19 protein-coding genes and 2 tRNA genes are annotated in these 24,251 nt (G+C 40.2%); 9 read left to right on the top strand and 12 right to left on the bottom strand.

Annotated elements, in window-relative coordinates; translation table 11 throughout:
- The 8 genes from LZZ90_RS12120 to pgi all read left to right on the top strand — a co-directional run bounded on the left by LZZ90_RS12120 (position 1) and on the right by pgi (position 11,431).
- Positions 1-2,211: a patatin-like phospholipase family protein gene (locus tag LZZ90_RS12120; RefSeq protein ID WP_237790963.1), complete on the top strand. Its 2,211-nt coding sequence runs from the start codon at positions 1-3 to the stop codon at positions 2,209-2,211.
- 106 nt (positions 2,212-2,317) lie between these two features.
- The gene (locus tag LZZ90_RS12115) at positions 2,318-3,955 is read left to right on the top strand and encodes an amino acid permease (protein WP_237790962.1); all 1,638 of its coding nucleotides are present in this window, start codon (positions 2,318-2,320) and stop codon (positions 3,953-3,955) included.
- A 226-nt stretch (positions 3,956-4,181) separates the two neighbouring features.
- A complete protein-coding gene (locus LZZ90_RS12110; RefSeq protein WP_237790961.1) occupies positions 4,182-5,339 on the top strand; it encodes a homogentisate 1,2-dioxygenase in 1,158 nt (385 codons plus the stop codon).
- Between the two features lie 54 nt (positions 5,340-5,393).
- Positions 5,394-6,557: a 4-hydroxyphenylpyruvate dioxygenase gene (gene hppD, locus LZZ90_RS12105; RefSeq protein ID WP_237790960.1), complete on the top strand. Its 1,164-nt coding sequence runs from the start codon at positions 5,394-5,396 to the stop codon at positions 6,555-6,557.
- Positions 6,558-6,850: 293 nt separating this feature from the next.
- Positions 6,851-7,627 carry a DUF3108 domain-containing protein gene (locus LZZ90_RS12100; RefSeq protein WP_237790959.1) on the top strand — a complete coding sequence of 259 codons (777 nt, stop codon included), beginning with the start codon at positions 6,851-6,853 and terminating at the stop codon, positions 7,625-7,627.
- Positions 7,627-8,553, top strand: coding sequence for a tryptophan 2,3-dioxygenase family protein (locus LZZ90_RS12095; protein WP_237790958.1), 927 nt, complete (start codon positions 7,627-7,629; stop codon positions 8,551-8,553). Before LZZ90_RS12100 ends, LZZ90_RS12095 begins: the two co-directional genes overlap by 1 nt.
- A gap of 28 nt (positions 8,554-8,581) precedes the next feature.
- Positions 8,582-9,817 (top strand): peptidoglycan DD-metalloendopeptidase family protein, encoded by a 1,236-nt coding sequence (locus tag LZZ90_RS12090; RefSeq protein WP_237790957.1) that lies wholly within the window; start codon positions 8,582-8,584, stop codon positions 9,815-9,817.
- A complete protein-coding gene (gene pgi / locus LZZ90_RS12085) occupies positions 9,818-11,431 on the top strand; it encodes a glucose-6-phosphate isomerase (RefSeq protein ID WP_237790956.1) in 1,614 nt (537 codons plus the stop codon).
- Between the two features lie 185 nt (positions 11,432-11,616).
- Here the strand turns inward: pgi and mfd are convergent, their stop codons facing one another.
- Entirely contained in the window at positions 11,617-14,970 is a 3,354-nt protein-coding gene (mfd, locus tag LZZ90_RS12080; RefSeq protein WP_237790955.1) for a transcription-repair coupling factor, read from the bottom strand.
- Positions 14,971-14,976: 6 nt separating this feature from the next.
- The gene (locus tag LZZ90_RS12075; RefSeq protein ID WP_237790954.1) at positions 14,977-15,576 is read right to left on the bottom strand and encodes a hypothetical protein; all 600 of its coding nucleotides are present in this window, start codon (positions 15,574-15,576) and stop codon (positions 14,977-14,979) included.
- A gap of 166 nt (positions 15,577-15,742) precedes the next feature.
- On the opposite strand from LZZ90_RS12075, the gene LZZ90_RS12070 reads away from it, so the two are divergent.
- Complete coding sequence (locus LZZ90_RS12070; RefSeq protein WP_237790953.1) at positions 15,743-16,687, top strand: L-threonine 3-dehydrogenase; 945 nt, start codon at positions 15,743-15,745, stop codon at positions 16,685-16,687.
- 52 nt (positions 16,688-16,739) lie between these two features.
- Here the strand turns inward: LZZ90_RS12070 and LZZ90_RS12065 are convergent, their stop codons facing one another.
- From LZZ90_RS12065 to LZZ90_RS12020, 10 genes are all read right to left on the bottom strand, one after another.
- On the bottom strand, positions 16,740-17,324 hold the full coding sequence (locus LZZ90_RS12065; RefSeq protein WP_237790952.1) for a hypothetical protein: 585 nt from the start codon (positions 17,322-17,324) through the stop codon (positions 16,740-16,742).
- A gap of 18 nt (positions 17,325-17,342) precedes the next feature.
- Positions 17,343-17,780, bottom strand: a complete 438-nt coding sequence (locus LZZ90_RS12060; RefSeq protein ID WP_237790951.1) for a hypothetical protein — start codon at positions 17,778-17,780, stop codon at positions 17,343-17,345.
- Positions 17,781-17,894: 114 nt separating this feature from the next.
- A complete protein-coding gene (locus LZZ90_RS12055; RefSeq protein ID WP_237790950.1) occupies positions 17,895-18,398 on the bottom strand; it encodes a nuclear transport factor 2 family protein in 504 nt (167 codons plus the stop codon).
- Between the two features lie 9 nt (positions 18,399-18,407).
- The gene (locus LZZ90_RS12050; RefSeq protein ID WP_237790949.1) at positions 18,408-19,694 is read right to left on the bottom strand and encodes an NAD-dependent succinate-semialdehyde dehydrogenase; all 1,287 of its coding nucleotides are present in this window, start codon (positions 19,692-19,694) and stop codon (positions 18,408-18,410) included.
- 185 nt (positions 19,695-19,879) lie between these two features.
- Positions 19,880-20,176: a thioredoxin gene (trxA, locus tag LZZ90_RS12045; RefSeq protein WP_255702400.1), complete on the bottom strand. Its 297-nt coding sequence runs from the start codon at positions 20,174-20,176 to the stop codon at positions 19,880-19,882.
- Positions 20,173-20,370 (bottom strand): hypothetical protein, encoded by a 198-nt coding sequence (locus LZZ90_RS12040; protein WP_237790948.1) that lies wholly within the window; start codon positions 20,368-20,370, stop codon positions 20,173-20,175. The genes trxA and LZZ90_RS12040 overlap by 4 nt, the downstream gene beginning before the upstream one ends.
- Positions 20,371-20,487: 117 nt before the next feature.
- Positions 20,488-20,561, bottom strand: a tRNA-Asn gene (locus LZZ90_RS12035).
- A 37-nt stretch (positions 20,562-20,598) separates the two neighbouring features.
- Positions 20,599-20,672: transfer RNA gene (locus tag LZZ90_RS12030), tRNA-Asn, on the bottom strand.
- A 72-nt stretch (positions 20,673-20,744) separates the two neighbouring features.
- Positions 20,745-22,070 (bottom strand): RIP metalloprotease RseP, encoded by a 1,326-nt coding sequence (gene rseP / locus LZZ90_RS12025; protein WP_237790947.1) that lies wholly within the window; start codon positions 22,068-22,070, stop codon positions 20,745-20,747.
- Between the two features lie 76 nt (positions 22,071-22,146).
- Positions 22,147-24,090 (bottom strand): M1 family aminopeptidase, encoded by a 1,944-nt coding sequence (locus LZZ90_RS12020; RefSeq protein WP_237790946.1) that lies wholly within the window; start codon positions 24,088-24,090, stop codon positions 22,147-22,149.
- Between the last annotated feature and the right edge of the window lie 161 nt (positions 24,091-24,251).

Here is a 24,251-nt window from a genome sequence, read left to right as displayed (position 1 = left end):
ATGAAGAAACTTCTCCCGCTGATTTTACTCTTTAGCCTAGTTTTTTCTGTCTTTGCCCAAGATCAAAAGAAACCCAAAATTGGTGTGGTTTTAAGTGGTGGTGGTGCGAAAGGATTAGCGCATATTGGCGTTTTGAAAGTGCTTGAAGAAGCAGGGATTAAAGTGGATTATATCGGAGGGACCAGTATGGGGGCCATTGTAGGCGGGTTGTATGCTTCGGGTTACAATGCGCGACAACTGGATTCGATTTTTAAAGTGGTAGATTCTGATGCGCTTTTGCAGGACTACATTCCGCGCTCGTCTAAAAATTTCTTCGAGAAACGCAACGACGAGGTGTACGCTGTAACCCTTCCTTTCAAAAATTATAAAGTTGGGGTGCCTACCGCACTTTCCAAAGGACTTTACAATTATAATTTACTCAGCAGGTTGACCAGCCATGTGCGTTATACCCGGGATTTCAGCAAACTGCCGATTCCTTTTGTCTGTATTGCCACTGATATCGAAACGGGTCAGGAAATGGTGTTACGGGAAGGGGTTTTACCTAAAGCAATTTTGGCCAGCGGTGCTTTTCCCTCTTTGTATACCCCGATTGAAATTGATGGAAAACTGCTCATAGACGGTGGAGTAACCAATAACTATCCTGTGGAAGAAGTGCGAAAAATGGGGGCCGACATTGTTATCGGGGTAGATGTTCAGGACGGATTGAAAGACCGGGAAACCATTGGAGGAGCTTCGGGGGTTTTGGTTCAGATTACCAATTTCAGTATGATCGAAAAAATGGAAGCCAAGCGCAAACTGACCGACATTTATATTAAGCCGGACATTAAAGGTTATTCGGTTATTTCTTTTGACCTGGGGCATGAGATTATTAAAAAAGGCGAGGAGGCAGCCTTTACGGTTTATGAAAAACTGGTAAAACTGGGAGGTTTTCACGATACGATTTCGATAAAAAAGAACAATCAGTTAACCGATACCCTAAAAATTTCGGAAGTAAAAATTAATCCGCTGCAAAGCTTTACCCGACCGTATATTTTGGGAAAACTTCGTTTTCGAAGCGGAAAAAAAATCACCTATGAGAAATTGAATCAGGGAATCAGCAATTTGAACTCTACTCAAAATTTCAGTGCGATTTCCTATTGGTTTGAAAAAGAAGATAAAGGCGATGGAGACCGCTTAGTGTTGGATCTGAAAGAAAATCCCGTAAACCGATACCTTCGCTTCGGACTGCATTACGACGGTCTTTACAAGAGTGCGGTTTTGGTCAACCTAACCCAAAAAAAATTACTTTTTAAAAACGATGTGGCTTCCCTTGATTTAATTCTGGGGGATAATACGCGCTTTAATTTAAATTATTATTTGGACAACGGTTTTTATTGGAGTTTTGGTTTCAATTCCCGATTCAATCAATTCGATAAAAACATTCTTACCGATTTCAGTAATGGAAGCGCCCTGAGTTCACTTGATGTGAATTCCATCAACATTAATTATTCCGATTTTACCAATCAGATTTATGCCCAGACGGTTTTTATTCAACGGTTTTTAATCGGCGGCGGATTGGAGTACAAGCACCTGAAAATTCAATCGGCTACTTTAGAAAACACCACACCGACACTAGAAAACAGTTCTTATTTTGCGCCTTATGGGTATGTGAAATTTGATTCGTTGGACAAAAATTACTTCCCAAAAAAGGGGTTTCAGTTTGTGGGGGATTTTAAATCGTTTATGTATTCATCGGATTATACCCATACTTTTGAACCGTTTTCAATTGCAAAAGCCAACATGCAGTTAGTACAAACCTTCTTTAAAAAAATTACGATCAAGCTTCAATCGGAAGGTGGTTTTGCCCTTGGAGAGCGCACCATCCCTTTTCATGATTTTGTGCTGGGAGGCTACGGTTACACCATGATTAATAATTTCCGTCACTTTTACGGCTATGATTTCCTGAGTATTTCCGGAGACAGTTATGTGAAGGGGGAAGCGGGTATTGATTACGAATTTTACAAAAAGAACCACTTTAATTTTGCGGCAAATTTTTCTAATATCGGCAACAATATTTTTGAAAGCGACGCCTGGATTTCAAGACCGAAATATTCCGGCTATGCTTTTGGCTACGGATTGGAAACTTTTATAGGTCCTATCGAAATCAAACACAGTTGGTCACCGGAAACCCATGACCACCACACTTGGTTTAGTGTTGGCTTTGTGTTTTAGTCTTAGAATTCGCCTGTTTTTTTTGATTTCTTTTTAATTTTTTCTTTTTTTATGCGAATGTTTTTAAAAAAGTCTATTTTTGGGCTAAAATACCAAAACTATATATATGTCTATTTGGAAAAGAAAACCTCTGAATTTGTTGCTTGAAGAAGCTTCAGAGTCTGAAAAAGGATTAAAGAAAACATTAACCGCATCTGGCTTAACCGCTTTAGGTGTTGGTGCTATCATTGGTGCAGGATTGTTTTCCATTACCGGAATGGCGGCAGCAACTAATGCAGGACCAGCCATAACAATTTCATTTATAGTAGCAGCAATCGGCTGTGTGTTTGCAGGGTTATGTTATGCGGAATTTTCCTCCATGATTCCTGTAGCCGGAAGCGCCTATACGTATTCTTTTGCTACTATGGGAGAATTCGTGGCTTGGATTATCGGTTGGGATTTGGTTTTAGAATATGCAGTAGGAGCGGCGACCGTATCGATTAGTTGGTCCAGGTATCTCGGAAAGTTCCTCAGTGGCTACGGTATCCATATAGACGATGCTTATATGCTTTCCCCTTTTGAAGGAGGGATTATAAATGTGCCGGCAGTATTCATTGTAATGATCATGTCCTTAATATTGATTCGCGGGACTAAAGAATCGGCTTTCGTAAACGGAATTATCGTTTTGCTGAAAGTAACAGTTGTATTAGTATTCATTGCTCTGGGATGGCAATACATCCGTCCTGAAAATTATACACCATACATTCCTGCAAATACTGGTACTTTCGGGGAGTTTGGCTTCAGCGGAATTATTCGTGCTGCCGCTATTGTTTTCTTTGCTTATATTGGTTTTGACGCGGTTTCAACAGCTGCGCAAGAGGCTAAAAATCCAAAAAGAGACATGCCAATCGGAATCCTTTTGTCTTTAGGAATCTGTACGCTTTTGTATATATTGTTTGCTCACGTTATGACCGGTGTTGTGAATTATACCGCTTTTGCCGGTGCAGACGGAATCGCTCCGGTAGCCATTGCCATTGATAATATGGGAACGGTAAATGCAGCTGGAATGATCACTCCGGCTTATCCTTGGTTGAACAAGGCTATTATTTTGGCTATTTTGGCAGGATATGCTTCGGTTATTTTAGTAATGTTAATGGGACAAAGCCGTGTGTTTTTCTCGATGAGTAAAGACGGGTTAATGCCGAAAGTTTTCTCGGAAGTACACCCTAAATTCAGAACACCTGCAAAAAACAACTTATTGTTTATGATGATCGTAAGTTTGTTCGCGGCGTTTGTTCCTGCAAGAGTAGTTGGTGAAATGACAAGTATCGGAACGTTGTTCGCGTTTATTTTAGTATGCTTGGGCGTTTTGGTAATGCGTAAGAAAATGCCTGAGGCGCCAAGAGCTTTCAGAACACCTTTAGTTCCTGTGGTTCCGGTGTTGGGTATTTTGGTTTGTTTGTTTATGATGGTATTCTTACCGCTGGATACTTGGATCCGTTTGATCGTTTGGATGATGATAGGGTTTGACCTGTATATTTTCTACGGAATGAAAAACAGTATCTTAAACAAAGACGGTTTTGACAAGAGTAGCTACAGAGTTGTTGCACTCTCAGGACTTGGAATGGTTGTGGCGTTAATTGCTGTAGCGATCGTGCATCATTCCGACCCGACAATAGATGATAAATTCTTGTACTATTTCTCATTGTTGTTTTCTGCTGTTCATGCAATCATTTATTTTATCAGTTTCAGAAGAGCGAAATAAAATTTTTCTATATATCACAAAATCCCAAAAAAACAGTTTTTTTGGGATTTTTTATTTTATCTTTTTTTCCAAGAAAATTTCCGATATTTGTAGTGTTATGAATAAACATTGGACCGGTTTATTGGCACATTTAAAATTCCTCATCAAGAGAAATCCTGAATGAGCTGTTTTTATTTGGTATGAGCGAGTTTTTATAAACGAACGTTAAACATTAAACAAATAAAAAATGCCATTTTATCATAAATTAGGGAAAATCCCTCATAAAAGACACATTCAGTTCCGTAAGGAAAATGGAGGTTTGTATTACGAGCAGTTGTTCGGAACCATTGGTTTTGACGGAATGTCCACCAATATGTACCACGAACACCGACCTACTCAGGTAAAGGAAATTCGTAAACAATACAGTGTTGCGCCAAAAATTGCCAAAGCAAATAATATTCAATCCTACCGTCTGCGCGGATTTCAGGTAACACCGGAAAACGACTACCTAGAAAGCAGAAAAGCCGTTTTAACCAACAGCGATTGTACCATTATTTTGGCTGCTCCAAAAGAATCCACCCGCGATTATTTCTATAAAAATACCGATGCAGACGAAATGATTTTCATCCACAGAGGAACCGGAAAATTGCGCACCATGTTAGGGAATCTGGATTTCAAATACGGGGATTACTTAATTGTTCCGCGAGGAATGATCTATAAAATCGATTTCGATACCGATGATAATCGTTTGTTTATTGTAGAATCCCGTCGTCCGATTTATACCCCGAAACGTTATAGAAACTGGTTCGGACAATTGTTAGAACATTCTCCGTTTTGCGAGCGCGACATCCGTCAGCCTCAGGAATTGGAAACTTATAACGAAAAAGGGGATTTTGTCATCAAAGTAAAAAAGAAAGACGAAATTTTTGAGATGGTTTATGCTACCCATCCGTTTGATGTGGTTGGTTATGATGGTTTTAACTATCCATATGCCTTGTCAATCCATGATTTTGAGCCGATTACCGGTAGAATCCACCAACCGCCTCCCGTACACCAAACTTTCGAAACCGATGCGTTTGTGGTATGTTCGTTTGTGCCGCGTTTGTACGATTACCATCCGGAGTCGATTCCTGCACCTTATAATCACAGTAACATCGACAGTGATGAAGTGTTGTATTATGTGGATGGGGATTTCATGAGCCGTAACGATATCGAAGCGGGGCATATTTCCTTGCACCCAGCAGGAATTCCGCACGGACCGCACCCGGGAGCTACCGAAAGAAGTATCGGTAAAGTAGATACGCAGGAGTTAGCCGTAATGGTGGATACCTTCAAGCCTTTAATGGTTACCGAGGAAGCGATGAAAATTGCCGATGAGCAGTATTACCAATCCTGGTTAGATTAAATTAATTAAACACAACTTTAGGCAATAGATTTGTCGTATAAAATATTGAATATCATGTCACAAGAAATAAAATCAGTAGAATACGGATTAGAAAAAATTTTTGAAGGAGCTCAGGACTTCCTTCCGTTATTAGGAACCGATTATGTAGAGTTTTACGTGGGTAATGCCAAGCAAGCCGCTCATTTTTACAAAACAGCATTTGGTTTTCAGTCGTTAGCGTATGCAGGTTTGGAAACCGGTGTAAAAGACAGAGCCTCTTATGTATTAAAGCAAGATAAAATTCGTTTAGTTTTAACAACTGCTTTAAATAGTAGTTCGCCAATCGGGGAACACGTAAAAAAACACGGAGACGGTGTTAAAGTTATTGCACTTTGGGTAGAAGATGCGCGTTCTGCTTTTGAAGAAACTACAAAAAGAGGAGCAAAACCTTATTTTGAACCAGTAGTTGAAAAAGATGAGAACGGTGAAGTAGTGCGTGCGGGTATCTATGGTGCCTACGGAGAAACAGTTTTTATTTTTGTAGAGCGTAAAAATTACAACGGAATCTTTTTACCGGGATACAGTGAGTGGAAATCGGATTACAATCCAGAGCCAGTTGGGTTAAAATACATCGACCATATGGTTGGAAATACGGGATGGAACCGAATGAATGAAGCGGTAAAATGGTTTGAAGACGTGATGGGATTTGTGAATTTCCTTTCTTTTGATGATAAACAGATTACTACGGAGTATTCCGCATTGATGTCTAAAGTTATGTCCAACGGAAACGGACGTATCAAATTCCCGATCAATGAGCCGGCAAACGGTAAAAAACGTTCGCAGATTGAAGAGTATTTGGATTTCTATGAAGATGAAGGAGTTCAGCATATTGCAGTAGCCACAGATGATATTATCAAAACCGTTGCCGATATGCGTTCACGCGGAGTGGAATTTTTAAGCACACCGCCGCAAGCTTATTATGATGCTATTCCGGAGCGTTTGAAAGATCATATGTCTAAATTTAAAGAAGACATCAACGAATTGCAGAAGTTGGGTATCATGATTGATGCCGATGAAGAAGGGTATTTGTTACAGATTTTCACCAAGCCGGTGGAAGACCGTCCGACGCTTTTCTTTGAGATTATTCAGCGAATGGGTGCCCGCGGCTTCGGTGCAGGGAACTTTAAAGCGCTTTTTGAGTCTATAGAAAGAGAGCAACAATTGCGAGGAACTTTGTAAAAAACCTGTTTTTATTGAGAATAATGTAAAAACCAAGTTTCAAAAAACACAAAATTTGCTAAAAATGTGTTAAAGTTGAATTTTTGATTGGAAATCGATAAAAAAACAACGTACATTTGCACTCGCAAAAATGAGGTACTCATAACGCCTCATTGAGCAAGTAAATTTTTCATAATTTATAGTTTTTTGGTTGGTTAATAGCATAAAAACTCAGTCATTCTTTTGACTGGGTTTTTTTGTTTTTATAACTTTGGAATGAAAATTGTATTTCTTGTTGAAAAAAACAATAAAAGATGAAAAAAACATTCACGATATTATTTTTCTTCGTTACCTTATTTTTATTTGCTCAACAAGATTCTGCCTTTACTACTGGGGAGTTTTTCAAATTTCGTATTCATTATGGTTTGGTTAATGCCGGCTATGCTACTTTAGAAGTGAAAGAAGCGGTTCGCAACAACAAAAAAGTGCATCATGTGGTGGGTCACGGTTATACAGTAGGTATGGCCAAACTTTTCTTTAAAGTGGAAGACGATTACCAAAGTATGTTCGATAAAGAAACCGGTAAACCGTATCAGTTTTTGCGTAAAATTGACGAAGGGGGTTATACCAAAAACCAGGAAGGCTTTTTTAATCAAACAAAAAACACGGTTCTTGTTAAAGACTATAAAAATAAAACCGAAAAAACACTTTCTGTTACCGAAAATGTTCAGGATATTGTATCTTCGTTTTATTATTTGAGAAATCATCCGAAAATTAACAAAATGAGCGTGGGTGAGGCCATTGTCATCGATATGTTTTTCGATGATGAAGTCTACAAGTTCAAGCTGAAATTTTTAGGGCGCGAAGACATCAGTACAAAATTCGGAACCGTTCCAACCTTGATTTTCAGGCCTTACGTGCAGTCCGGAAGAGTGTTCAAGGAGCAGGAAAGTTTAACGGTCTGGATTTCCGACGACGACAACAAAGTGCCCGTACGAATTAAAGCCAGCTTGGCCGTAGGATCACTCAAGGCCGATTTGGAAGGTTTTAAAGGATTGCAAAATTCTTTTAAAGTTAAAGTAAAAAAATAATGGAAATTACCGCAGAAGTAAAAGATAAAATCAAACAGATTGAAGACAAGTATAAGGCGATCAATCAAAAAACAGAAACTCATTTAGAAGGCCTTTTGTGGTCCAAACCAATTACCTATTGGGATTATATCCAAACCGATGCGCTTTTGAATCTTCAAATTCAGCGCACGACTTTGCCCGATGAAATGGTTTTTATCATGTACCATCAGGTCAATGAGTTGCTGTTTAAAATGATTTTGTGGGAAATTAATCAGGTGGCTCAAACCGAAAAGCCTTCTACGGCGTTTTTTACGGAACGTTTAATGCGCATCAGCCGATACTTTGATATGCTGACTACTTCGTTTGATATTATGGGCGATGGGATGGAAGTGGAACAGTACCTGAAATTCCGCAATACCTTAACGCCGGCAAGTGGTTTTCAAAGCGCGCAATACCGTTTGATTGAATTTGCTTCCACAGATTTGATTAATCTTATCGATAGACGTTTCCGTGCTACTATTGACCGAAATTCATCTTTTGAAAATGCTTTCGAGCATTTGTATTGGCAAGCGGCTGGAAAAGATTATACTACCGGTGAAAAATCATACTTGTTAAAAGAGTTCGAAAGAAAATATAAAAAAGAATTCCTTTGCTTGATGGAGGAGTACAATACCACTAATCTTTGGCAAAAATTCAAGCAACTCCCTGAGCAGGATCAACAAAACAAGGAATTAATTGCTGCGATGCGTCATTATGATAAGACGGTAAACATTACTTGGGTTATGGGACATTACAACGCTGCGGTGAAGTACATCGAAAGCGTTCCGGGCAACCACGAAGCTACCGGAGGCAGTGATTGGAAAAAATACATGCTGCCAAAATACCAAAGAAGAATATTTTTTCCCGAACTTTGGACTGCAGAGGAATTGGAGCGATGGGGAGAATAAACTAATTAACCAAACTAAAGCAGTTACATTGAGATACACCGCAATCATATTATTATCCTTAATACTATTTGCTTGTAACACTAAAGAAGAGAAAGAAAACGCCAAAAAAAATGCAGCTCCGAAGGAAAAAATCGTGGTCGAATTCGGTTTCAAACTAAACGATTTCAAGGTAATTCACGATACCATCCAATCGGGCGACAGTTTTGGTAAAATTTTATCTGAACAAGGTTTCGATGCGGCAAAAGTGCATCAGATCAATGAAACGGTAAAAGATTCTTTCGATGTTCGCGATATCCGCATAGGAAAAGCCTTTACCTTACTTCAGGATAAAAAAGCCCCAAATAGCTTACAGGCGTTCATTTATCAGCCCGATAAAATGAGCTACTACGTTGTGGATTTACGTGATTCGATTCCGGTAGCTTATAAAAAAGAGCGTCCGGTAGTGGTTAAACGCAGGGCTATTGCTGCGGAAATCGACGGTTCGGTATCCAGTACGTTAAGCCGTGAAGGCGTTTCAACTGCTTTAGCACCCGAATTGTCTAAAATCTACGCCTGGTCCATAGACTTCTTCAAGATTAAAAAAGGCGATAAGTTTGCTATGATCATCAATGAAAAATACCTTGAAAACGGGGAGTACCTTGGTGTGGAAAGCATTGAAGCGTCTTATTTTGAATACAAAGGCAAGAAGATTTATGCCTTTCCTTTTAAACGAGAGGAAAATTCCAAAAAAACTGATTATTACGACGAAGAAGGAAAAGTGTTGAAAAACATGTTCCTCAAAGCCCCTTTAAAATTCGTGAACATCACCTCGCGTTATACCCGAAGCCGTTTCCATCCGGTGCAAAAGATCTGGAAAGCCCACAACGGTACCGATTATGCCGCACCGACCGGAACCCCAATTATGACTACCGCTTCCGGAACCGTAGAGCAAACCGGTTATACGGGAGGTAACGGTAATTTTGTTAAAGTGCGACACAATTCTACATACACAACACAGTATCTTCACATGTCCAAAATCCTGGTGCGCCGCGGTCAGCACGTGCAGCAGGGGCAGGTCATCGGGAAGGTGGGAAGTACAGGTTTAGCTACCGGACCACACGTTTGTTATCGTTTTTGGAAAAATGGAATCCAAGTGGATCCTTTAAGACAGAAACTTCCAAACTCCGAACCGTTGGAGGCGAAGTACAAGTCAAAATATCTGGCTTATATCGCTCCGTTAAAACAAGAATTAGACAAGGTTTCATCGGTTAAATTTGAAGAATAGATGGCGTTAAACAATACAAGTCCGACCACTACGGTTGCTTGGCAGAAGTTAGAAAAACATTTTACCAAACTAAAAGAAGTTTCCATGCAGGAGCTCTTCGCACAAGACCCGTCGCGAACTGAAAAAATGCACATCAGCTGGAACACTTTTCTTTTGGATTTCTCCAAGAACCGCATTACCGATCAAACGGTTAGCCTTCTTATGGAATTGGCTCAAGCGCTAGATTTGAAAGAAGCCATTTCAAAATATTTTTCAGGAGACATCCTTAACGTAACGGAAAACAGAGCTGTGCTTCACACCGCTTTACGTTCTTCTGAAACCAACATTTTGGTGGATGGAAATAATGTGGTTCCTCAAATCAATGCGGTAAAACAAAAAGTACGTCTTTTCTCAGAGGCAATTATCTCAGGGTCGTCAAGAGGATATACCGGAAAAGCGTTTACTGATGTAGTCAATATTGGGATCGGCGGTTCCGATTTAGGCCCCGATATGGTCGTGGAAGCACTGCAGTTCTATAAAAATCATCTTAACGTGCATTTCGTTTCCAATATCGACGGCGATCACGTAAACGAGGTACTCAAAAAACTCAATCCGGAAACCACGCTTTTTGTGGTGGTATCCAAAACCTTTACTACTCAGGAAACCATTACTAACGCGACCACGATTAAAAAGTGGTTCTTACAACATACTTCGGAAGAAAACATCGCCAAACATTTTGCGGCGGTTTCTACCAACAGTGAAAAAGTAACCGAATTTGGAATCAGTGCTGAAAACATTTTCCCGATGTGGGATTGGGTAGGCGGACGTTTTTCGTTGTGGAGTGCGGTTGGTCTTTCTATTGCTTTAGCGGTCGGTTTTGATGCTTTCGAAGAATTACTGCAAGGTGCTCATGAAATGGACCAGCATTTTCAAACGGAAGCTTTCGATAAAAATATTCCTGTGGTTTTAGCAATGCTGAGCATCTGGTACAATAACTTTTTTGAAGCTGAGACCGAAGCAGTCATTCCATATTCGCAGTATCTAAAAAAACTGGCGCCTTATTTGCAACAGGCCATCATGGAAAGCAATGGAAAAAGTACCGATCGTGAAGGGAAACCGGTTAACTATCAAACCGGGAATGTGGTTTGGGGCGAACCGGGAAGTAATTCACAACATGCATTTTTTCAGTTAATTCATCAGGGAACCAAACTTATTCCTTGTGATTTTATTGGTTTTAAAGAATCACTTCACCAAAACAAAGAACACCATGACAAATTAATGTCCAATTTCTTTGCGCAAACCGAAGCGCTCCTTTTAGGGAAAAATCAAGCGAAAGTAATTGCAGAAAGCGGTGATAATGATTTTTTAACGTCGTTTAAAGTCTTTTCTGGAAATAAGCCTACAAATACCTTGCTGATTGAAAAACTAACGCCTAAATCGCTTGGTTCGCTTATTGCCATGTACGAGCACAAAATTTTTGTGCAAGGGGTGGTTTGGAACATCTTTAGTTACGATCAGTTTGGGGTGGAATACGGTAAACAGCTTGCCAATTCAATTTTGGAGGAGATGAACACCGGGCAAATGAAACCGCACGACAGTTCGACAACTTTTCTTTTAAAACACTTTCTTAAATAAGAAAAGCCTCTTTATGGAGGCTTTTTCTTTAATATAACATTGGCTTAATCTGCTTAACAAATTCATAAAGCTTTAGTAACATGAGTGGCGCTTAAAAAACGCAATTTTGCCCTTAGAAACTTAAGAAATTAAGTAGTGTGTTAATTCAAAAGCCTCCCTGTCGCAAGAAAGGGAGGCTTTATTTTTTAAATCATTTCGATGAGTTCCAGCGCACGTTTCACAGATTTTACGTTTTCAAAAGTAAGCAGTAAACGCAAACCGTTTTTGGTTTCTTTCTCCTTCATTTTGCAAAGATTTCCGTTTTTTTGGACGAATTGGAGCACTTTCATGAATTTGCCCGATTGGTAGTAATCGGATTGTTGATCCGAGACAAAATAACCAACCATTTTTCCTTGCTTCAGAACCAGTTTCTCAATTCCGATGTGGGTGGCTTTCCACTTGATGCGAATGCTGTTCAGTAAGGCAACAGCCTGTTTGGGTAGGGCACCAAATCGGTCAATGAGTTTTTGTTCGTATTGTTGTAGCGCTTCTTCGGTTTTAATCAGACTCAGTTCGTTGTATAAATTCAAACGTTCTGAAATATTGTTGATGTATTCGTCGGGAAACAAAAGCTCGAAATCCGTATCGATCTGTATGTCTTTGACGTATTCTTTGGTTTCAATGTCGTTTTCTTCGGGATATAATTCTTTAAACTCGTTTTCTTTCAGTTCCTCAATGGCTTCGTTCATGATTTTCTGATAGGTATCAAAGCCGATATCATTGATAAAACCACTTTGTTCTCCGCCCAATAAATCTCCGGCACCACGAATTTCCAGATCTTTCATGGCGATGTTAAACCCGCTGCCCAATTCACTGAACTGTTCCAAGGCCTGAATACGTTTTCGGGCTTCTTCGGTCATGACCGAATACGGAGGACAGATAAAATAACAGAACGCCTTTTTATTGCTTCGTCCTACACGCCCACGCATCTGGTGCAGATCCGACAATCCGAAATTGTTGGCATTGTTGATGAAAATCGTGTTGGCATTCGGTACATCCAAACCACTTTCGATGATTGTAGTGGCTACCAAAACGTCGAATTCCCCATCCATGAAGGCCAGCATCAGCTCTTCCAGTTTTTTGCCGTCCATCTGTCCGTGACCAACGCCCACTTTGGTTCCGGGAACCAAGCGCTGGATCATTCCCGCAATCTCTTTGATGTTTTCAATGCGGTTGTTGATGAAATACACCTGTCCGCCGCGTTCAATCTCATACGAAATGGCATCGCGAATGACTTCTTCATTAAAGCCGACCACTTGGGTTTCGATGGGATAACGATTGGGTGGTGGCGTAGTAATTACCGATAAATCACGAGCCGCCATTAATGAAAACTGTAACGTTCTCGGAATCGGGGTGGCGGTTAAGGTTAAGGTATCGACGTTATGCGCGATGGTTTTCAGTTTGTCTTTTACGTTTACGCCGAATTTTTGCTCTTCGTCTACAATTAGCAGCCCTAAATCTTTAAAAACCACATTTTTATTCACCAATTGATGGGTGCCGATTAAGATGTCGAGTTTACCTTCTTCCAGTTGCTTCAGGGTTTCCGATTTTTGTTTAGCAGAACGGAAACGGTTTACATAACCCACAGAAACCGGCATGTCTTTCAAACGCTCACGGAAGGTTTTATAATGTTGGAAGGCCAAAATCGTGGTTGGCACCAAAACGGCAACCTGTTTGCCATTGTCTACCGCTTTAAACGCGGCGCGAATGGCTACTTCCGTTTTTCCGAAACCTACGTCACCACATACCAAACGATCCATTGGGCGGTCGTTTTCCATATCGGCTTTGACTTCTTGGGTCGCTTTTAACTGATCCGGAGTATCTTCATAAATAAAAGACGATTCCAGTTCCGCTTGTAAATAACTGTCGGGAGCAAAAGCATACCCTTTGTCCAAACGACGTTTAGCGTACAATTGAATCAGGTTGAAGGCAATGTGTTTAACGCGCGCTTTGGTTTTTTGCTTTAAGGTTTTCCAAGCGCTCGAACCCAGTTTGTATATTTTTGGCGGAGCCCCGTCTTTTCCATTGTATTTTGAGATTTTGTGTAATGAATGGATGCTTACATAGACTATATCGTTATCTGCATACACTAATTTGATGGCTTCCTGAGTTTTACCCTCCACCTGAATTTTCTGTAAACCGCCAAATTTTCCGATTCCGTGATCGATGTGCGTTACGTAATCGCCTACGGAAAGTGTGTTGAGTTCCTTCAGTGTAATGGTCTGTTTCTTGGAATAGCCGTTTTTCAGGTTGAATTTATGATAACGCTCAAAAATCTGATGGTCGGTATAACAGGCAATTTGCAGTTCTTCGTCGATGAAACCCTGAAAGAGCGGAAACACCACCGTATTGTATTGTTTGCGAAGGTTTTCGTGGTTTGCCTCGTCCAAACTTTCGAAAATATCGTGAAAACGTTTAGCTTGCCCATCATTAGAACAAAATAAATAATTTTTGAAGCCGTTAAAATGATTGTCGTTCAGGTTGTTGAGCAGTAAATCGAATTGTTTATTGAACGAAGGTTGTGGCTGTGTATGAAACTCAAAGGTTTTTTCAGTACGGAAAATCGGTTTGGAAGCTAATTCCACCAAAGTAAAATCCAGTGCTTTTTTAACAAAAGTTTGCTGGTTTACAAACATGGCCTGTGGTGAAGCGTGTTGAATATCTTTCGATAGTTTTTCAAAAGCTTCCGTTGCTTTACCGAACAATTTGTCTAACTGGCTCAGCAGTAAATCGGTGTTCTGGACAAACAAAACGGTTTGCGGGCTGATGTATTCTAAAAAGCTTTCGCGGTTTTCTTTCAGAAATTTGTTTTCCACATTGGGAATGATGGTAATTTTTTTCTGTTTTTCTACCGATAGCTGGGTTTCTACGTCGAAGGTTCGTATGGAATCCACTTCATTTCCGAAAAACTCGATACGGTAAGGATTGTCATTGGAAAACGAAAACACGTCGATGATTCCACCGCGCACAGAAAATTCTCCCGGTTCGGACACAAAATCCACGCGTTTGAAGTTGTATTCAAACAAAACTTCGTTGATGAAATCAATAGAAATGGAATCGCCGACGGCTACTTTTAAAGTGTTTTTGTCAAGCTCTTTTCGGGTAACCACTTTTTCAAAAAGGGCATCGGGATAGGTCACAATGATGGCCGGTTTTTTACGCGAATTGATGCGGTTCAGTACTTCGGCACGCAACAACACATTGGCGTTATCGGTTTCTTCAATCTGGTACGGACGACGGTAAGAACCCGGATAAAATAACACGTCCTGATCGTTAATCAGGTTTTCCAAATCGTTTAAATAGTAGGCCGCTTCTTCCTTATCTTGAAAAATCAGCAAATACGGCAAGTCGGTTTTGCTGAAAAGGGCTTCCAGCACAAAAGACAATGAGGAACCAATTAGTCCTTTAAGTTGGGTTTTTGATTCGCGCTTTTGCAGTTGCTGGGCAATCTGACTGATTTTAGCCGATTGATGATAAATATTTTGAATATCGAGTTTCAAAGCAGGTTATTTTTTTTCTTCCGATTTGGCTTCTTGAATTTCACGACGGGCATGTCGGGCTGTGTCTAAGGCCTGCAGCATAATGAGTTCGCCTTCTTCTTTAGGGATTTCACTCTTTACAATGATTTCATTCATCTGGTTCTGAATGGCATTCACCTCTGTGGCCACATCCTGGATGATTCCGATTACTTTTTGGGTCGGGATATAATCCAACATGATGTAGGTTTCCAGTGATTTTAATTTGGTGTTTAAAGTGGAAATACGGCTTTTTACCGCAGGTTTATCAAAAATATAGGGAATCTGATTGGTCAGGGAATCCGATTTGGTAACCAGGTTTTTTGCTTTGATCTTGAAGGCGTTCAGAGTGCTTTTAGGCTTTTCCTTCAGCTCTTTATTAAAAGCACGCCATTGGTTCCAACGCTGAATACGACCTTCTACTTTGGGATTAATCTGAGCAATATTAAAGTTCCAGTTTTGGTTGATGATGGCAAAAACGGAATCATTGTATTCGGCTGCTTTTGCACTGTCGGCCAAACGTTCTTCCTTGTTGTTGCAGGAGATCAAAACCAGTGCAGCGAACAGTAAAAATGAAAAGATGTTTTTCATAGTATGAATTTATGAAAGCAAATGTACAAATGTTCTGTGAATCTGTTTTTTTTCATAGGAATATGTTAACTAAAATTACGTTTTTTGTGAATTCTGAATTTTCGGTTTAAAATCGGATTTTAAATTTTGGCAAAACAGTATCTTTGTAAGCAACAAACTAACACAGATGAGTACGAAAATCTTAATCATTGGCGCCTGCGGTCAGATTGGTACCGAACTTACGGCAAAACTAAGAGCCACTTACGGAGTAGAGAATGTAATCGCTTCCGATATTCGGAAACTGGAGAACGAGGTGGTTCAAAACGGAATTTTTGAAGTGGTGAATGCCCTTGATTACAATCAGATTGAAAATTTAATCGAAAAATACAATATTACCGATGTGTATCTTATGGCTGCCTTGCTTTCGGCTACCGCGGAAAAAAACCCTGCCTTTGCCTGGGATTTGAACATGAATTCTTTGTTTCACGTGCTAAATCTGGCCAAAGCCGGAAAAATCAAAAAAATCTTTTGGCCTTCGAGTATTGCGGTTTTCGGGCCAACTACACCAAGAGACAACACCCCGCAGTACACGGTTATGGAACCATCTACCGTTTATGGGATTTCCAAACAATCGGGAGAGCGTTGGTGCGAATACTACAACAAACAGTATGGGGTAGATGTGCGAAGCATCCGTTATCCGGGACTTATTTCCTGGACAACACCACCGGGAGGCGGAACTACAGATTATGCAGTAGACATTTATTATAAAGCTTTATCCGATAAAAAATATACTTGTTTTCTTTCTGAAAATACCGGGCTTCCGATGATGTATATGGACGATGCCATCAAAGCAACCATCAGCATCATGCAGGCTCCGGCAGAAAGCATTAAAGTGCGTTCTTCGTACAATTTATCGGCCATCAGTTTTACTCCGAAAGAAATTGCGGATTCGATCAAAAAGCACATCCCTGAGTTTACTATCGACTACGCACCGGATTTTCGTCAGGCCATTGCCGATTCATGGCCAGCGAGCATTGATGACTCGGTAGCACGTAAGGATTGGGGCTGGCAGCACGATTTTGATATGGAACGCATGACTTCGGTAATGCTTGAAAATTTATCCAAAAAATAATAAAAAACGCTACTCAATAAGGGTAGCGTTTCTTTTTTAAAGCAAACACAAATTAAGGCTGTACTACTTGAGTTCTCAAAGACTCCAAAACAGCCACCACTTCGTTAATTATTACCGGATCGGTTACTCCGTTCAATCCGGCAGCGGTTCCTACATAACCTATGAATTTGTCATAATTTGCATTGGTCGCTTTTACACCCATCCTTGGATTAGTTGCTGGATTGTGTGCGGCGGTCATGCTTAACCCCGAATACGTATTGGTGGCTCCTCCTCCGGTGTTGGCCGAGAAGAAATCCGTTAGATTTTTACTTAACACAGCAACATTGGTGGTGTTTCCTGCAGAAACTTCTGCCACTAATGGGGCAAAATGGGCTCCGAAATTTCCGCTGCTGCCTGCGACGATATCTGCGACGATCAGGGTGATAGTACTGTCAACCACCGAGCGGTAAGCCAATCGTCCTTTTTCGATCATGGTGCCCGGGTTGTTGGGATCTGCTACTTTAGCAGTTCCGCCTAATTTTTCATAAAGTGACATCTGAGCCGGTGTGGGTGCCATATCGTCGTTATCATTACAAGAAATAAAAAGTACCGCTGCAAAGAGAAATACTCCTAGAACAATTTTTGGAAATGTTTTCATACTATTTGAATTTATTGGTTAATTAAAGATGCGTTGGATGCCCCTTGAAAATTTATAACTGAAGCTATTAGTGTTCATTATCGGGCATACTTTTTTTGTTGCGAGTTCTTCAGAAATCACATAACGTTCGGCTTTGTAAGGTCCTTTGACTATTAGTTGTTCGTAAACAGTTTTGGAATCAACAATGCGGTTGTCGTGAAAATAGACCAATACGCCTGTTTTGATGTTTAAGCGGTCGTTTTTTACGCCAGGAATGGCTTTTAAGTTGCGGTGAATTTCTTTGGCTTTAACCGAGTCGATAGTCTCTTTAAAGTCAATTCGGCTGATTTGTAACGTAGCGTTGTCGTAAGCAATCGGTTTTGCTGTGGCGATATGCACTATCAAAATAATGAAAAGTAGGATAAAGGTTCCGAGGATACTGCCGAGGATCCATTTTAGGGTTTTGCTGACTTTCATAACCTTTCAATTTTGTGTTTGTAAGGATACTTACGAGAAAAAGGAAAGGTTGGTTTTTTAAAATCGAAAGGAATAAAAAAAACCTGTTCCACTCGAACAGGTTTTTATAAAGGCTTATTTTTTTAATTTTTGAATCAAGGTATCTTCAATAGGGGTTTTGATCTTAACCACATCGTCAACATTATCATTCGGAACGGTCATCGAAAGTACATAATGTTTGATTTTCCAAACCTTGTTTTCCTTTACTAAAACACCGGAACCGCGACAAATTTTCATTTGGGTGTCGAGCAATTCGTCGAACCAAGCGGTTTTTCCGTCTTTGCTGAAATAAATATTGCGCTCTAAAGCTTTGAAATTCCAGGCGCGTCCTCGGTCAAAATACGGTTTGGCAAATTTCTGAAAGGCTTTTTTGTCCCAGTTTTCCGTGGCATCGGTACCGATAAAAATGGATTCGTCGGATAAATAGCCGAAGTACTTCTCGAAATTGGCTTCGGAAGCTGCTTTGTGCCAATTGTCTAAAATAGTTGCAACTGCTTGTTTTTCTGAAGTTTGTTTTTGTGTCAAACTCGTCAATGAGATTTGCGATAGGGTTATGAGTAATAAAAACAGTTCTTTCATAATGCTGGTTTATTTGTTGATGACTATAGTTTTAATGTTGACGAACTCTTTGATGCCTTCTTCGGCTAATTCCCTTCCGTAACCTGATCTTTTGATGCCTCCAAACGGTAAACGCGGATCGGATTTGACCATTTCGTTGATGAAAACGGCGCCTTCGTTGAAATTTGGGATGTATTTTTTAATGGTTTCAATATCTTGTGTGAATACTGAAACTCCTAACCCAAACTCGGATTGGTTGCTAAGCTCAACAGCTTCTTCTAAAGTTTCAAAAGACAGTAAAGCTGCTACAGGTCCAAAAGTTTCTTCTTTGAAGACCGGCATTTCGGGAGTGACTTTAATTAGGAGGGTAGGTTCAAAAAAAGCTTGGTTTCGGTTGCCTCCGAGAATGATTTTCGCTCCCATGCTTACAGATTTTTGAATTTGTTTTTCCAGTTCTTCGGCTAAATCTACCCGGGCCAAAGGACCTACTTGAGTTTCTTCCAGCATAGGATCACCACAAACCAGCTTGCTGATGGTTTCTTTGTATTTTTTAACAAAAACATCGAAAATCGAACTTTGAATTAAAAATCGTTTAGCAGCGATGCAACTTTGCCCAGCGTTTTGCATACGTGCGTTTACGGCTATGGCTACGGCTTTGTCTAAATCGGCATCTTTGCAGACAATGAAGGCGTTGCTTCCTCCCAATTCCAAGACCAACTTTTTTAGATGTTTTCCTGCTTCAGTAGCTACTGAAATTCCTGCTTTCTCGCTTCCGGTAAGGGAAATGGCTTTGATTTGGGGATGCGCAATGACCTCGGCTACTTTATCACTGGAAAGATGCAGGTTTTGGTATACTCCGATTGGGAAACCGCTTTCCAAAAACAAAGCTTCGATGCTTTCGGCCGATTGCGGTACGTTACTGGCATGTTTTACCACCACGGTATTTCCGGCAAGAATCGTAGGTATAGCAAAGCGGAATACCTGCCAATAGGGAAAATTCCAGGGCATTACTCCTAAGATGGTTCCTAGGGGTTCGTAGATTACAAGACTTTGGTAGGTTTCTGTTGAACTTTTCTTTGGTTCTAAATATGTTGAGGCATTTTCAGCATAATAGTCGCAAAGCCAAGCGCATTTGTCAACTTCGGCTAAAGATTGTGTGATGGGTTTGCCCATTTCTTTGGTGATGCGTTCCGCACAGTCTTGACGGTGCAGCTGGAGCAGTTTTTTAAGTTCCAGTACAAATTGGATTCGCTTTGTTAGCGGAGTGGTCTTCCAGTAGTTGAAGGCTTCCTCTGCGGTATTTAATTTAGTTTGCATAAACGTAACAATAGGAAAAGTAAAGTTACGGGATTTGTGTGAGAAATGCTTCGGGTTTTCTTTGTTTAATTAGTGAGTTTTGTTCGGGTCATCTACGGCTTATGTGTGACCTAACCATGACTTTGGCGTGGCTTTAATAGGGATAAGTATGCGGTTGCTCAAAAATGAAAAAAGAATTGTTTTTTCTAGCTGTGCTTTTTGATTACCGACACAAGATCGTTTTTGGAAAGCAGGCCGGACTGGCGCCACACCTGTTGCCCGTTTTTGAAAAGCAGCATGGTGGGAACACTACGCACGTGAAATTGAGCTGCGAGTGCTTGGTTTTTATCAATATCGATTTTGATGATGGAAACGGTAGCGCCCAATTCGTCTTTTACCTGTTTTAAAATTGGAGCTAGAGTTTGGCAGGGGCCACACCAAGCGGCGGAAAAATCTACCAGTACCGGAAGTTCTTTGTTTACGATTTCGGAAAATGTACTCATGATTGCCTTTTTTGATTGGGAAGATTACAGCCGTTGGGCGTACAACCTAAATTAAACACTGCCTGAATTAAAAAGAATGCCGCAAAAAGCCAAAAGAACCATCGGTCGGTGTCAAGAGCCTGCCAAATGGAAAACAAGGCTAAAGCCAGCCTGAAAATGCGCATAAAATGCCAATTAGCCTTAAATGAATTCATAATGGTTTTTTATTGAGGTAAAATTACAAAATATAAGGGAGCGCTTTGTAACTTTTGTTGTCATGGAAACAAGGGAAAATAAAAAAGCCACTCCGAAGAATGGCTTTTCCAGTTTTGCTCCCCCTCTTGGGCTCGAACCAAGGACCCTCTGATTAACAGTCAGATGCTCTAACCAACTGAGCTAAGGAGGAATCACCTAAAAAGGTAAATATGTTTGCTAAAAAGTTGCTCCCCCTCTTGGGCTCGAACCAAGGACCCTCTGATTAACAGTCAGATGCTCTAACCAACTGAGCTAAGGAGGAAGATTAATATCTTTTTAGCGAGTGCAAATATAGCTGAAATTTTATATTCGCAAATAAAAAATTCAAAAAAATTTATAAAAGTTTATCGGCGATGAGCTGGTAAATGTCTTTTCCGAAGGTTAAGGCCATTAAGCTCAGCAAGATAATCATCCCGCCGGTCTGAACATAACCCATCGCTTTTTCGCTTAAAGTTTTTCCGGTAATCATCTCTACAATGGTGAAAAGTGCATGTCCACCGTCTAATCCTGGAATCGGTAAAAGGTTCATAAAAGCCAATCCAATGGAAAATAAGGCTGTAAAATTCCAGATGAATTCCCAGTTCCAAGTATCCGGTAAGATGCGTGCAATTCCAACCGGGCTCTTAACGTGTTTGTAGGCTTCTGTTGCTGGACGCAAAATCAATTTGAATTGCTTCACATTGTAAACTAAAAGCTGCCATGATTCTTTTACTGCTTCAGGTAAGGCTTGTCCGATGCTTAGTTTGTTTACAATTTCGTAATCCATTTTGTCTTTGGTAGTTGGGAAAAAGCCAATTTTACCGTCTTTGTCTACTTGAGTGGTAAGGGTTGTCTCTTGACCATTTCGGTCTACGGTAAGGGCAACGTTTTTGTTTTTGTTTAGTTTAAGCTCCTCTTTTAACTGGTCAAAAAAGTCGAAACGTTTTCCGTTTAAAGCCAGCAGATGATCTCCTTTTGTTAGACCCGCCTTTGCTGCTGTAGAATTTGGAGCTACAGAATCCACAATAACCGTTTTAATACGTGGGTTGATGAAATCTTTCCCTTCAGTGCCTAAAATTTCGGCTTTATCGGCATCAGAAAGTACTAGGATTTTCTTTTCTCCGTTACGGTCAATCTCGATTTTATCGCCTAAAAGAGCATTGAGAACGGTACGGTTGTAGCGTGGTTGGGAAATTCCATCAACCGAAATAATTTTATCCCCGTTGCGAAACCCAACTTTTTGTCCGATTTCTCCAAAGGCCAAACCATTTTCCTGAAATTTCTCCATGGAAATGTACTTCTGACCGTAAGTAGAATATACCATGGTGTAGATAAACCAAGCCAAAAGAATATTAACGATGATACCACCTAGCATGATAATCAAACGTTGCCAAGCCGGTTTGGAACGGAATTCCCAAGGTTGGGGTTCACCTTTCATTTGTTCGGTGTCCATGCTCTCATCGATCATTCCGGAAAGTTTTACGTATCCACCGATTGGTAACCAGCCGATTCCCCATTCCGTTTCCCCGATTTTTTTCTTTAAAAGCGAAAAGCCGGCATCCATGAAAAGGTAAAATTTCTCTACCCTAACTTTGAAGATTTTGGCGGCAATATAGTGACCGAATTCGTGAAGAATAACTAGTACTGATAGTATGAAAAGGATTTGACCAAACTGAATCATTTTTGTGTAACGGTTTTATAATAAACGACAAAAGTAAGGTTTTCGCCTTACTTTTTATCATGTTCTTTGGGTTTGCTTATTTTTTTATAAAATTTTTATGAATTACTCCTTCCGAAGTGGTGATTTTTATTATGTGGGTTCCGCTGGCAAGCTCGCTGATTTGAAAATTATTTATTGTTTTTGTGGCTACTAACTGTCCTAACGGATTGTAAATCTCAGCCTTTTCGAATTGAATGTTGCTCGGTAATTGAATATTTAAACGGTCTTTGGAAGGATTTGGATAAAGTACCACGTTTTGGTCTAAATCGAATTCTGAACTTCCTAAAGTGGCTGTGTTGGAATTGGATACAATGTCTTTGTTTGGATCGAATTGTACACCGGTAACCGTAAAAGGAACTGATACTACAAATTCTTCACCATTCACCGTATTGTTTACCACTACATCGTGGGTTTGTCCTCCGGCTCCCAACAATCGGATGGGTAACGGCATTTCAAAGAAAGGCACTGAGGAATGAGAGGTAGTTTGGTTTATCGTAATTTTTGCCTGCCCCGCGCCGAAATTCGCCGCCGTGATGCTGTAGGAAGGATAACCCTGCATGTATACCCAATCATTGAAAAATTCATCCAAATCCATGCCCGAAGCATTCTCTAAGTGGTTCTGTAATTGTGGCGTAACAGCGTAACCGTAACGTAAAGCAGGATCGTTCAGGTAATTATTAAGGCCTTGAAAAAAATACTCGTCTCCTAATTTAAAACGAAGCATGTGGGCTACCATTGATCCTTTGTTGTACGTTATTCGGGAGCTAAAAATGGTGTTTATATTAGTGGCTTGAGTATCTGTTAGGTATAAATTACCGCCCGGTTGTGAAGTAATGCTGTTGATTTTACTGTCTTTCCATATGGTAAAACTGTCGTTACCGTCAAAATTTTCTACCACTACCCCGGCCATGTATTCGGTTAAGCCTTCGTTGAGCCAAATGTCTTTCCAAGAACCACAAGTCACGTTATCGCCAAACCAGTGGTGTCCTAGTTCGTGGGCTATTAAACTTCTGGACCAGCCTACCATAAAAGAAACGGTAGTGTGTTCCATTCCGCCTCCCCATCCAAACTGGGCATGACCGTATTTTTCATTCCGGAAGGCATACTTACCATAAATGGATTCATATAAATTAATGATGTCTGGTGTTACATCTAGTGCTGCTTGAGTACTGGCTGTATTACTTTCAGGATACAAATAATTGATAATTGGGAAAAATGGACTTTCCGGGGTGCCTAAACCTGCTTGTTGATTATAAGTTTGATAGTTGGTTACTGCCATAGCAATTAAATAAGCAGCAATTGGGTAACTGTGTCTGAAATGCGTGGTTTTGTTTGCGCCTACAACAACAGGAGCTTCCGGTTCGATACCGTTGGAAACACTGGTATACTGAGAAGGTGCTGTGATGTAAATATCAAAACCGTTATCAACTTTGTCGTTCAAATCCTGTTTGCATGGCCACCAATCTCTGGCTCCAAAGGGCTCAGATAACGTCCATAATATTGGTGTTCCGTTGTGGCTGGCTACTACAAAAGCCTGATCTGGCGAATAAACGCCTCCGTTGTAAGTGATTTCAACGGTAGCGGAATTTCCGGTTGCAAGTACCGAAGGAAGCGTAATTGCCAGTTCGTGAGTGCTGTTGTGTGAAAACGTTAAGTTTACTCCGTCTTTTTTTACAGAAGTAATAGTAAAAGGACTGGTGCTTCTTTTGTATAAATCGAAAGTGACCGTAGACATGTTGCTTAATGCAGTAAACGTAGTGGTTACTTTTCCTGAAATATTTGTTGAGGACGGGTTTACCGTAAATTCAAGCTTATGGTATTTGATGTCGTAATTCTGGGTGTTGGCATTAACCTTGAAATTCATTAAGGAAGAGGCAGATTTCATTTCGGCTTCTACCATTTTATGATGTTCGTCTTCATGATCTTGAGAAAAACAAGAAATGCTTAACGATAATGCAAAAAGTAGGGCTAACTTTTTCATAGTTTTTAAAAAATTTATCAAATGTAGAAAAATATCTAACAAAAAGTTTGTTATTCGTTGAATTTTAGCAAGTTTTAAGAATTGGAAAAAGAACCAATTGTTTCAAAAGACTTTAAGTTTCTTTAATTGGGGGAAATTGTATCAAACAAATCCTTAAATTT

Origin of the sequence: Flavobacterium sp. SM15, assembly GCF_022012335.1 — a bacterium.
Lineage (GTDB): Bacteria > Bacteroidota > Bacteroidia > Flavobacteriales > Flavobacteriaceae > Flavobacterium.
This window is presented reverse-complemented; position numbering and strand designations above follow the sequence as displayed.

What these genes read in the sequence shown, in the direction of transcription:
- LZZ90_RS12120 (WP_237790963.1), top strand. Translation starts at nt 1, where the DNA reads ATGAAGAAACTTCTCCCGCTGATTTTACTCTTTAGCCTAGTTTTTTCT.
- LZZ90_RS12115 (WP_237790962.1), top strand. Translation starts at nt 2,318, where the DNA reads ATGTCTATTTGGAAAAGAAAACCTCTGAATTTGTTGCTTGAAGAAGCT.
- LZZ90_RS12110 (WP_237790961.1), top strand. Translation starts at nt 4,182, where the DNA reads ATGCCATTTTATCATAAATTAGGGAAAATCCCTCATAAAAGACACATT.
- hppD (WP_237790960.1), top strand. Translation starts at nt 5,394, where the DNA reads ATGTCACAAGAAATAAAATCAGTAGAATACGGATTAGAAAAAATTTTT.
- LZZ90_RS12100 (WP_237790959.1), top strand. Translation starts at nt 6,851, where the DNA reads ATGAAAAAAACATTCACGATATTATTTTTCTTCGTTACCTTATTTTTA.
- LZZ90_RS12095 (WP_237790958.1), top strand. Translation starts at nt 7,627, where the DNA reads ATGGAAATTACCGCAGAAGTAAAAGATAAAATCAAACAGATTGAAGAC.
- pgi (WP_237790956.1), top strand. Translation starts at nt 9,818, where the DNA reads ATGGCGTTAAACAATACAAGTCCGACCACTACGGTTGCTTGGCAGAAG.
- LZZ90_RS12075 (WP_237790954.1), bottom strand. Translation starts at nt 15,576, where the DNA reads ATGAAAAACATCTTTTCATTTTTACTGTTCGCTGCACTGGTTTTGATC.
- LZZ90_RS12070 (WP_237790953.1), top strand. Translation starts at nt 15,743, where the DNA reads ATGAGTACGAAAATCTTAATCATTGGCGCCTGCGGTCAGATTGGTACC.
- LZZ90_RS12065 (WP_237790952.1), bottom strand. Translation starts at nt 17,324, where the DNA reads ATGAAAACATTTCCAAAAATTGTTCTAGGAGTATTTCTCTTTGCAGCG.
- LZZ90_RS12060 (WP_237790951.1), bottom strand. Translation starts at nt 17,780, where the DNA reads ATGAAAGTCAGCAAAACCCTAAAATGGATCCTCGGCAGTATCCTCGGA.
- LZZ90_RS12055 (WP_237790950.1), bottom strand. Translation starts at nt 18,398, where the DNA reads ATGAAAGAACTGTTTTTATTACTCATAACCCTATCGCAAATCTCATTG.
- LZZ90_RS12050 (WP_237790949.1), bottom strand. Translation starts at nt 19,694, where the DNA reads ATGCAAACTAAATTAAATACCGCAGAGGAAGCCTTCAACTACTGGAAG.
- trxA (WP_255702400.1), bottom strand. Translation starts at nt 20,176, where the DNA reads ATGAGTACATTTTCCGAAATCGTAAACAAAGAACTTCCGGTACTGGTA.
- LZZ90_RS12040 (WP_237790948.1), bottom strand. Translation starts at nt 20,370, where the DNA reads ATGAATTCATTTAAGGCTAATTGGCATTTTATGCGCATTTTCAGGCTG.
- rseP (WP_237790947.1), bottom strand. Translation starts at nt 22,070, where the DNA reads ATGATTCAGTTTGGTCAAATCCTTTTCATACTATCAGTACTAGTTATT.
- LZZ90_RS12020 (WP_237790946.1), bottom strand. Translation starts at nt 24,090, where the DNA reads ATGAAAAAGTTAGCCCTACTTTTTGCATTATCGTTAAGCATTTCTTGT.